The sequence below is a fragment of the Acidithrix ferrooxidans genome (assembly GCF_000949295.1).
Lineage (GTDB): Bacteria > Actinomycetota > Acidimicrobiia > Acidimicrobiales > Acidimicrobiaceae > Acidithrix > Acidithrix ferrooxidans.
In genome coordinates this window covers 1-10,649 of the sequence record NZ_JXYS01000097.1, presented here as the reverse complement: position 1 = coordinate 10,649, position 10,649 = coordinate 1, and the positions used below count along the sequence as shown (strand labels likewise).

Below are 10,649 nucleotides of genomic sequence, written 5' to 3'. Positions count from 1 at the left end.
CAAAGCGTTCTGCCCATTCCAACATTGTTCTCCTGGCAATTTTCCACAGAGTTAGTCAATCTTGGCGACGCACAGGTCCCGCTGAGGGCCAACAACCTCTCATATCAGGACCCAGGGGCTATTGCGATCTTATCCGTGGCACTTTATCGTCGCACCTGGGGCTTTAATTCAAGATAGGCCTTAGTTCAAGATGAGTCATGGATCAAGCTTGCTCTTGTATTCGAGCAGTCTCCGACAACCTAATTCACACTAAACGTGGTGATATGCCAATTCTCAGATAGTTGTAGATTCATCAAATGGGATAGATGTTCTCGTGGATGTTTGGGTTCGCCAATGGCGAACCCAAACATCCACCTTATGAGTTTTAGAGATTTCTAGTCGATAATTGATCGTCGTCCAAGGAGCCATTAGACGTGCCAACCCCTATCTCTATAGCCCAAAGCCAGAGGCTTTATCTGATTTAGATGCTTACTTTCCACCGTTAAATCCGAAGACCCCTGTTAAGGAGAACCAAAATCCAAGAGCTAGGCGCCACGAGATAGACATATCCCGCCTTCCAAAGCCAATACAGACCGCGCGACCCACACCAATCGACTATTTCAAACAGCTCGCCCACATCTAGAGCACAAAACAGATAATAGAGCTACAAAAACTCCGCTGAAAAACTCCGAGCCAGAAGATGAAATAGAATAACTCCATCCAATCCGGAAACCTTGTCGAAAGGTCTCATTTTCAATGACTCGCCCACGCATCTTCGCCCAAGTCGACGTCTTTTCAACGACTCCGTATTGCGGCAACCCCGTAGCCGTAATCCTTGATGGAGAAGGATTAGACGATAAAGAGATGCTCCAAGTCGCTCGATGGACAAACTTGTCCGAGACAACCTTCATCTTTCAACCAACCACCCAAGAGGCCGACTACCTTGTACGGATCTTTACTCCCGGTGGCGAGTTGCCATTCGCGGGTCACCCAACTCTCGGCTCCGCCCACGCATGGCTCGAAAATGGTGGAGTCGCAAATCACGGACAAACGCTCATCCAACAATGCGGTGCCGGACTTATCAAAGTTCGATACGAGATGGGCAAACTATCCTTTAGAGCACCTAATCTTGTCCGATCCGGAAACCTTGACGAAAACTATTTAGAAGAGATCGCGGCTTCATTTGGAATCAAGCGCAAAAATATACTTGCTCACCAATGGGTAGATAACGGTCCTGGTTGGGCAGTAATTCGACTTGAAACTGCTCAAGAGGTACTCGACCTGGAACCCGATTTGACAATTATCCCGAATGCTATGGTGGGAGCTATTGGAGCTTACCCGGCTGGCTCCAAGTACGCTTTCGAGATGCGCACCTTTGCTCCGGCGATCGGTATCGCCGAAGATCCGGTCTGTGGAAGCATGAACGCCTCAGTTGGTCAATGGATAACTAGGTCCGGTGAATTTACGAAAGGATACAAGGTATCGCAGGGTTTGCGCCTTGGCAGAAAGGGTGAGATCTCAATTACTACTAATACCGACGGAGAGGTATGGGTAGGTGGTGCTACTAAAACTCTTTTTTCGGGATCAGCAATTATCTAATTCAAGATGACGTGCCGCAAGATCGCACCATACCAAAAAACAGGCCGACAACTCTTCTAGCCCTTTTTCTGCAACCTTTATAGATAATGACCTCTCGAAAACAGTCCCTCGACGAGACGAGCTAGCTTCAGTCAGTCAAACCAAGCTAGCTCAATCCAAGTTCTAGCTCAAATAGCTATTGCAGCAGTCCCTGACGCGCCATTTTCCAGAGCATTGGCCAAGCACACTGCATCATCCCATGCACGCTTAACTGTTGGCCTGATAGTCCAAATATGGCGCTTGTACGCCAAAAATCTACCCCCTAAAGGTATTCAACTAACGCCTCGGGATTGATCGTCAATGCTATCGCCTATGTTGGATTTAGCTTTTCAAACTTGCCCGAAGAGCCGCACAGATTAAATGAAACCGTCTTTTAGCGGCGTCACCAGTTGGGCAAAACAAGGCCTTGGCGTCACATTCAATACGCCAAAGCCACCTATTGGCAAGACACCATCCCTAAAAGATAGCTACGCCCCACTTTGCATCGCTTCTAAGGTTCGGCTTTAGGACCTTTCCTCCGGCATTTCGCGGAAGCGGATCTTTCTTCACCCATACGTATTGTGGAACCTTATAGTCAGCCAAGCGGCTTCTAGCGAAAGCAACCATAGCCGCTGGATCAAAGTCGACCCCTGGGACAGGAACGACCACAGCACCTACCTTCTCCCCCATCATCTCATCTGGAACACCGATGACAGCCACCTCTAAAACACCGACAAATTCAGCGAGTACATTTTCTACTTCGACGCAGTAGACATTTTCTCCGCCCCTATTTACCATATCTTTGCGCCGATCGACGATCTCAATTAGGCCCTCATCTGAGATCCTCGCCATGTCCCCACTCTTGAACCAACCTTGACCAAAGGAGTTCTTGGTGGCTAGATCTAAGTTCCAATAGCCCATTGCAACGTTGGCACCTCGAATCATCAATTCGCCAACGCCAGTAACCGGATCAACCTCAGCTAGGTCGACTTCTGTGACTGGAGATGCAAACCCTACCGATTCGGGGTGCTCCTTTGCAAATTCATGAGGAAGAAACGTAGCTATCGAGGAAGTTTCAGTCAATCCAAAACCATTGCCTAAACGGGCATTTGGAAATGCGCCCATCATCTTTGGAACTAGGTCTGGCGGCATTGGTGCACCACCATAAAGAACGTATTTCACAGATGAGGTATCAACGCCCTCAAACGATGGTTGATTCAAAGCAAACCAATAGATCGCTGGCACTGCAACTAAAGTATCGATATTATAGGTTTCAATTGAATCAATAAAGACGTTGATATCAAAGGTCTCCATCAATACGAGAGTTCCACCCATCGCAATCGTCGGGAGCATCTGGGCATTGAGCCCCGTAACGTGAAAGAGTGGCACTGCAACCAACGACATCAAGTCGTGGCTTTCAATGGGAACTACTCGCTTAACTGTCTCAACGTTTGAGACGAAGTTTTCGTTACTGAGCATCGCACCTTTAGGGCGTCCCGTAGTGCCACTTGTATAGAGGATCCCAGCAAGCGTCTCACGGGTGGCTTCACTAAATCGATACGAATCACCGCGCGGCAACTCTTCGTTAGGCAAAAAGAGATAGGCCAAGCCTGAGTCTTCGGTGATGAATTCGACCTCTGCTGGAGCGAGGCGAGTATTTATCGGAACGACGACCGCTCCGGCAAAGGCGATAGCAAAGAAAGATACCACCCAATCAATCCCATTGGAAAGACGAATCCCCACCCGGTCACCGGGGCTCACTCCTCTATGGCGGAGACCCCCTGCAACCTCCTCAACAAGTTTCAGCAATTCCGAGTAATCGACTGATCGTCCATTCAACTCCCTGAGGGCGATTTTATTTGCGTTGCGTGCGGCTGAATTCGCTAGTAGTTCAACCAATGTATTGTCGCCTACCATATAGTGCAAAATACCGTCTTTGCCTCTGCTTATATCACTTTCATCAAAGCGATGTCGCGTTCCAACGATTCCGATTCGATCCATTGCTAGCTCCTTACGATGAGGCAAGACCCGTTCCCTCATCTGTTTTGATTGAGAACCGACTTGATTGATTTCGATCGGCTAAATACAAAGGTCCTTATCCATAAAGATCCGAGGCAGCCACAGTCCAATCAAGACTATAGCTATCATGTTACCACCTGGTAGCTATCTACGATAATAAGGTCGAGATCATAGAGAAAGTCATAGAGAAAGTTTTTGATCTAGAGCGGCTAACTAAATAAGATTCCAGGTCAACCTGAAATTTGGAGATTAGGTTGCGAGGTGGCTATCATTAGAGCACAAATATGGGATAAAGGGCTATTCCGTGGCGATCAATCTGAAAATAACAAAACTGTCACATCAACGAGAGATAGGTTCCCGTACCTTCTCTATCTCTCCAAAGCTCCAACGTTCCAATCTCGCCAAATCGCTTAATTACATCTAAATACATCCATAAATAAGAAGTGATAGCCGTGGTTCTTCTCTCCCGCAGGGACATAAATTGAAAAATTCCATCAGAAATGATTCAAAATAGCCGTGGCCCATGATGAATACACCGTTGTTTCCCACGAAAGCCAAAGAAATGGTTGATGTAAAAACCCCCCAACCCACCCAGCTCACCTTAGGTGAAGTGCTGTCCCAACCATCGCTTGGTTTGAGTCTTTTGACCCCCAAAGCCAACTCATTGAATCGACCTGTAACTGGGGCTCATTCCTTTGAAATTTCAAATCCAACTCGTTGGATCTCCTCACATTGGATCGCCCTCACTACGGGTCTTCGATTAAAGGGGAAACCTGAAGAACAACGAGAGTTGATAGAAGAACTTGTCGATGGTGGAATTACCGCCCTTGGCTTCGCTTTGGGCATCAACTTCAAATCGGTACCATCTTCAATACTCGAAGTCGCCAACGAACTAGATCTTCCGGTCTTTAGCGTTCCCTTCGCTACTGGCTTTGCCGAAATAATTGCATTTGTAAATCAAGCGCTTCTCTCGCCAAACGTTGGCGCCCTTAGAAGGTTCGTCTCAGTACAAGATTACCTCCTCGACTCTCTCCTTAGCCAAAAGCCCCTTCGATCTTTAGTCGAGCGACTATCTCCGTTAGTCTTATCCCAAGTTGCACTCATTAGTTCTAGTGGAGAGCTAGTTGCATCATCGGACAACTTGGAGCTAAATGCCTTAGCGGAGATCAATCAGCAACTCGGTCTAACCACTAAAGGACCCAGACAGCTACGTGACCCAAAGGTTGTGAGTCGAAGCCGGCTCGGTGACACTCCGGCAACCACGCTTTCGCAGTTGATCGAATTCGACACCCCATATGGACCAGGGCTAGCCCTTGCGGTAGTAACACCTACTCAAGAGACTATGTGGCTGGCATTGATAAAGACCAACGAATCCAAGGTAGAACCAGGCTTTCACCTTTCGTTGCCCCTTATCCGATCCGCCGGTCACATATTGTCCATTGCTCTATCTACAAACGCCGAAAAACTTAATGAACGACGCTCCTCAGAACGTGCGCTTCTAGCTGAACTGGTTGGCATCAGGCCCGTTAAGGGTGCAACGCATAAGGGCTATCGAACCCATTTTGAACGATTGATCGAAATTGGCATCGACTTCTCTGAGCCAGTTCACGTAATAGTAGGTTCCCCCTCCTCTGAAACATCTCGCGATCTAAAAGAGAGCATTGGGGAGCAGATTGACGCTTTGACCGAAAACTTTACACCAACCATCTGGGATAGCCACAACTCAAAGTATGTAGCAATCATCCAAGCAAAGGCTGATGTAATTGAAAAGATTCTGAACGAGATATCGACGCCACCAAACCTCAATTTCGGGATATCGAAGGCCGTGGATGGTCCAGGTCAATTTAGCCTTGCCTATCGCCAGGCTAACGCTGCATATGGTGAACTGATTGAAAAATCAGCCAGAAGCGACGCCAGGAAGGGATCACAGGGGACTGGAGTACTTTGGTTTGACGACTGCAATATGGTGACATGGTTGATCACCCAAGCCGACAAGACGTCATTTGCTTGCAAACAAAAGGATCGCCTTGCCATATTTGAGCTTGAGCGCCATAGCCTAGCCACGCTTAAGGCATATTTGGATTCCAACTTAGACATCAATCTTGCAGCGACCAACCTGGGGATTCACCCCAATTCAATGCGATACCGCCTCAACAAGGTCCATGAAGCAGTCGGGGTCGATTTAGACTGCTTTGGCGAATTGGTAGACCTCTACGTCGCACTTAAGGTCATCCCCTAACTACTTTGGGATTAATTGAAAAATCTTTGACTACCTTTGTAGCAAATAACAACGGTCCCTTCAAAATTTCGCGATCAACCCTCAAAGGTTTCGAAGTCAAAATGATAGCTTGAGATTGTAAAAATATCACTTTGAAAGACAGCCCCAATGAGCGACACATCCTTCTGGCATCCCTTTGCGAATATGGCTTCGGTTAGTTCCAACCGTCTTACGATTACTCGATCGAGCGGAAACTACGTCTTTGACTCCAATGACAACGGCTACTTGGATGCCACAGCCTCTCTATGGTATGCAAACGTGGGTCACGGAAGGCAAGAGATTGTCACGGCCATTGCCCAACAGGCTGAAAAACTTGCCTGTTATTCGACATTTGGCGATATTACAAACGAACCTGCCGAGGAATTGGCCCATGAAATTGCCGAAATATCTCCAATTACAGGCTCAAAGATCTTCTTTGGATCTGGCGGAGGCGACGCGATTGAGACCGCAGCAAAACTTTCTAGGCGTTACTTCTTCGAAATTGGCCAGTCCGAAAGAACCATCATTGTCTCTAGAGATGGAAGCTACCACGGAACCCACGGCTTTGGGACATCCATGGCGGGAATCCTCCCGAACCGCGTCGGTTACGGGACGCTCATAAACGACATAGCGATCATCGATCGAGACGACCCCCGTGCCCTTTCTGAGCTGGCGCTTCGAGTCGGTAGCGACAAGATCGCAGCAGTCTTTGTGGAACCCGTTGTTGGTGCTGGGGGTGTGCACCTTCCCACCGAGGGATACCTTACATCAATAGCCGCTATTTGCATGGAAATTGGTGCTTTGTTGGTAGTGGATTCTGTGATCTGTGGATTTGGTCGGCTCGGATATTGGTTTGGCCCAGAGCGATTTGGGGTCGTCCCTGATATGATCACCTTCGCCAAAGGGATCACTAGTGGTTACATACCACTAGGCGGCGTCGTTATTTCGCCGAAGATCTCGGATCCATTTTTCAACGACTCCGGTGCCACATTCAGACATGGCCCGACCTATGCTGGCCACCCAATCGCATGCGCCGCCGGGATTGCAAATCTCAAGATCCTCAAATCTGAAAACCTAATACCAAATGGAGAACTTCTAGAGACTGACCTATCAATGGCGCTCATGGCATCTAGCGACTCACCTATCGTCACGGAGGTACGTTCGGGATTAGGACTTCTTGGTGCTATCGAAATTTCGAGCGACTTTCAAAGCCGATTTCCAAGTGCACTCGGTGAGATCCAAGGTGCGATGCGCCGCCGTGGCGTTCTGGTTCGACCCTTAGTAACTTCAATTGCCGTCTCTCCCCCACTGACTATAACAAAGTCAGAGATTGAGTTGATTGGCAACACATTCATTGAAGCTCTCAAAGAGGTGGTATCGGCCCCACGATAGAAATAAACCATCATGCAAGAGGCACTTTGAGAGCGTTTCGCCTCTCATGGCACATCTAATAAAAGGCCACCTCCAATAGACAATAGATCTAACAGGTGACATAAAAGGCTAAAGCAGTCACTACAAAGGAGAAGTTAGCCACATTTGTGATAGCGCCAATGAGATCTAGCGCCAATGCGGAGATAAAGTCCGGGTGATATTTGAATCCGAGCGCTAATCAAGAGCATTGAAGGCGCTTGGATCAACTAAAAATTGCCTTTGCCAACCATAATTGTCCAAAGAAGTACATGAAGTGTCAATAAAACAAGTAGTCCACAACCTTGAGATCTATCGTCTCACTTAGTGCCAAATCCACAATGTTCGATTTCGTCTCACAAGATCCGGCAGAAGCAGAGGCAGAGGCAGAGGTGCAATTTTGTCGCTTTAACCTCGTCGATGCGCAATTGTTGCTTTGGCGTGGCGGATCGGGAAAACTTCGTTGCTCATCGGTAAAATTCGAAGATCATTGCAATTCAAATAGCTCAAAGGCCCTTAGACATTAAATAGGATAGAGTTAGCTCCATAGGGGCCAACCCACTAAGGCAATCCACCATGTCAACCCTTTAGGAAAGTAGAGATTTACTTCAATCATGCAAGCAATCGTCGTCAACAATTTTGGGGCTCCGGAGAATATGGAACTTGTGGAGCGACCAAATCTTTCAATCTCACAAAATCAAGTCCTCATTAAAACTATCTATTCATCGGTCAACTTTGCAGATATCATGGCGGTCACTGGCAACTATCCAGGAGGACCACCGCCTTTTACACCTGGAATCGATACCTATGGGACCATTGTCGAGGTAGGAGCACTATTGAGCCCAACACTCATAGGTCAAAAAGTAATGGCCTTTTGCGACAGCGGTGGCTATGGCCAATACACAACCGCCACCGATGGCCTCTTCTTTATACCGCCAAGTAACCTAAGTGACGAAGAGGCCGGAGCTGCCCCTCTTTTAATTGGCACCACATACGCCTTAGTACACAAAGCTGCAACTCTAGCTCCAGGGGACTCAATTCTGATTCATGCTGGGGCAGGAGGAATTGGCACCACCGCAATCCAGATGGCTAGGGCAATGGGAGCTTCAAAGATCTTGGCACTGGTTTCAACTCCAGCCAAGATACCGGTAGTTGAAGAGCTAGGCGCTATTGGCGTTCTATATGGCGACGACTATGACTATCCGCAAGAAATCCGCAAAATTGCGCCTGAGGGCATCGATATCAGTCTCAATTCAGTTGCAGGAGAGACCATCGGAGCCGACCTAAAGATCTTAAATTCGTTCGGGACTATTGTCGCCTTTGGAATGGCAAGTTCAACACCGGGTATCGCTTATTCGAACGAACTTCACCCCACCTCCAGAAGTATTTGCGGATACAGCTTTGGTAACTTGCGGCGAAATCGCCCACACCTGGTAGCTCCCATAATGGAGGAAGGGCTAAAATTTCTAGAAGATGGATCTATAAATTTATCGATCGGATCAATCTACGATCTAGGCGAAGCCGCACTAGCTCATCGAGCGATTCTCTCTAGAGCTTCGACAGGAAAGATCCTGCTCCGTGCATAGCCGTTCGAAAAATAACTTTGCACACACCAAAGAATCGCATCCTGGGAATCCATTATCATTGTAATTGTCCTAGTTAGAGCTTTGAAAGCAAAATAGGCCAAGGTCTAATTCCACCTAAAACCTAGCTCGTTGATCTTAATCTTGGGTGGTGAATATATAACCCTCATCACCCAAGATTAAGATGGGCCACTGCTCAAACGAGATCACTGGCTTTAGTCCACTGCTCGAATTGCTCGAGTCCCTAGTCGAGTATCTACTCGGGGAGTTGTTCGAGCAGTTATTCTGGCAATTGATCGAAGTTAACCCTTGCAGGACGTTCTTGCTCTAGCTTTTGCGCGCTTAGTCGCTATTGTAACCATTGGCTTGGTTAATGGAGGTTGGTTAATGGATGTTGGTTGATGGATGTTGGTTAATGGAGGTTGGTTAATGGAGGTTGGTTAATGGAGGTTGGTTGATGGATGTTGGTTGATGGACAAAGAGAAAATGGGCGCTTACTTTACAAGGACAAAGATGTTAACTGTCTAATAACCATCAAGACGAACCAAGCAAACAGGCAGGCAACCAAGCCCAATAGTAGAAATAAATCCCTCCTTGTGGCACCGATCTACTTTTTGCCGGAAGTAGATATTCTGCTACGGAAGGAGAACATCTCCGGCGCAATCACATGATATCTAAAGTGATCAAGGTCGCGTCCATCACAGCAACTGTCAAGTTCCACGGTTTCAATTAGTCCCAGGTCAATTAAGTAAAATCGCTTGAGGCATATCTCGCACACCTAAGTCATCGCCTCTCACGAGGCTCCTGACCTCAAAGGCAGTGAGATCTCGAATGAAACAACTCCCCTAGCTACGGGCCTGACGTCAGCTAAGTCAGAGACCTATCCGATAGCAAAGATCCTTGTGGCCATTGGAAGATAAGAGCTCTGATGAGTTCGAGTCTTACCAGGGGCAAAGAACGTACACAAGTGCTTACAAAAATGGAGATTGCTTAGCCCATCTTTCCGAAAATCAAACCATTCTCCCAGCTAGTTGAGTATGTGGTCTTACGTTGGGCACTACAAATGCGTCGCAATGGTCTTTATCCGTTTAAGGGGATCACTAACTCCTAAGAGACGGTAGATCTCTTTGTGAACCGGCTCAGAAACACCACTAGTGCGGATGTGATAGACGACACCTTTATCTGATGTAAGAACTATGGTGGCTCGGCGGTGACTGTTGAGTTGCTCTTTGATGGTTGACCATCTTCTCTTATCGTTATTTTGCCTCAAGGTCAGCTCAATAGCACTAAGGAGGTGATAGGCAAGTACTGAGATGAAGAGGTGAGCAGCAGTTCGGCTAGCTAGTTGATGATAGACCGGTCGAAGTCCAAGATCACTCTTGAGGGATCTAAAGGCATCTTCTACTTTAGTGAGAGTCGTATAGATATTCCAGATCTCACCTGCATCTAGCTCGCTATGGCTGGTGTCTATGACGTAGGCTCCTTGGAGATTATCATCTTTGGCTTTAGTGGGTTTTTCTGTAATAGTGAGATTGATTACTTTGTCAAAGCGTCTCTTTTTGATGATCTTGCCATGGTCTTGATGATATTCAAGGGATATCTCGTATTTGGAAGCAATACTTGGGTACTTGGCCTTGATGCGTCCGATACGCTCAGAAACAACTGTGGTCTTAGATATAGAACCCTTTGTGATTGAGGTATTCAACGAAGTGATATCTACTAAGAATCTCTCATTAGCTTGACTAGAGATCGCTGATTCCTTCTTGGATCTCCCCAAAGAACGACAC

7 protein-coding genes are annotated in these 10,649 nt (G+C 47.3%); 5 read left to right on the top strand and 2 right to left on the bottom strand.

Annotated elements, in window-relative coordinates:
• Positions 1–385 precede the first annotated feature (385 nt).
• The gene (locus AXFE_RS20840) at positions 386–622 is read left to right on the top strand and encodes a hypothetical protein (protein WP_052606693.1); all 237 of its coding nucleotides are present in this window, start codon (positions 386–388) and stop codon (positions 620–622) included.
• 113 nt (positions 623–735) lie between these two features.
• Positions 736–1,578, top strand: coding sequence for a PhzF family phenazine biosynthesis protein (locus AXFE_RS14610; protein ID WP_052606692.1), 843 nt, complete (start codon positions 736–738; stop codon positions 1,576–1,578).
• A 495-nt stretch (positions 1,579–2,073) separates the two neighbouring features.
• Here AXFE_RS14610 and AXFE_RS14605 read toward each other — a convergent pair whose 3' ends face one another.
• Complete coding sequence (locus AXFE_RS14605) at positions 2,074–3,597, bottom strand: class I adenylate-forming enzyme family protein (protein ID WP_052606691.1); 1,524 nt, start codon at positions 3,595–3,597, stop codon at positions 2,074–2,076.
• Between the two features lie 580 nt (positions 3,598–4,177).
• Between AXFE_RS14605 and AXFE_RS14600 the strand changes: the two genes are divergently transcribed.
• The 3 genes from AXFE_RS14600 (at position 4,178) to AXFE_RS14585 (ending at position 8,865) form a co-directional block, all read left to right on the top strand.
• Positions 4,178–5,854 (top strand): PucR family transcriptional regulator, encoded by a 1,677-nt coding sequence (locus AXFE_RS14600; RefSeq protein ID WP_052606690.1) that lies wholly within the window; start codon positions 4,178–4,180, stop codon positions 5,852–5,854.
• 147 nt (positions 5,855–6,001) lie between these two features.
• Positions 6,002–7,264 carry an aminotransferase family protein gene (locus AXFE_RS14595; RefSeq protein WP_052606689.1) on the top strand — a complete coding sequence of 421 codons (1,263 nt, stop codon included), beginning with the start codon at positions 6,002–6,004 and terminating at the stop codon, positions 7,262–7,264.
• A 629-nt stretch (positions 7,265–7,893) separates the two neighbouring features.
• Positions 7,894–8,865, top strand: coding sequence for a quinone oxidoreductase family protein (locus AXFE_RS14585; RefSeq protein WP_052606687.1), 972 nt, complete (start codon positions 7,894–7,896; stop codon positions 8,863–8,865).
• A 1,054-nt stretch (positions 8,866–9,919) separates the two neighbouring features.
• Here the strand turns inward: AXFE_RS14585 and AXFE_RS14575 are convergent.
• Positions 9,920–10,649 (bottom strand): IS1634 family transposase (locus AXFE_RS14575; RefSeq protein WP_152626124.1); only part of this gene is annotated, 730 nt, incomplete at its 5' end.

What these genes read in the sequence shown, in the direction of transcription:
- AXFE_RS14610 (WP_052606692.1), top strand. Translation starts at nt 736, where the DNA reads ATGACTCGCCCACGCATCTTCGCCCAAGTCGACGTCTTTTCAACGACT.
- AXFE_RS14605 (WP_052606691.1), bottom strand. Translation starts at nt 3,597, where the DNA reads ATGGATCGAATCGGAATCGTTGGAACGCGACATCGCTTTGATGAAAGT.
- AXFE_RS14600 (WP_052606690.1), top strand. Translation starts at nt 4,178, where the DNA reads ATGGTTGATGTAAAAACCCCCCAACCCACCCAGCTCACCTTAGGTGAA.
- AXFE_RS14595 (WP_052606689.1), top strand. Translation starts at nt 6,002, where the DNA reads ATGAGCGACACATCCTTCTGGCATCCCTTTGCGAATATGGCTTCGGTT.
- AXFE_RS14585 (WP_052606687.1), top strand. Translation starts at nt 7,894, where the DNA reads ATGCAAGCAATCGTCGTCAACAATTTTGGGGCTCCGGAGAATATGGAA.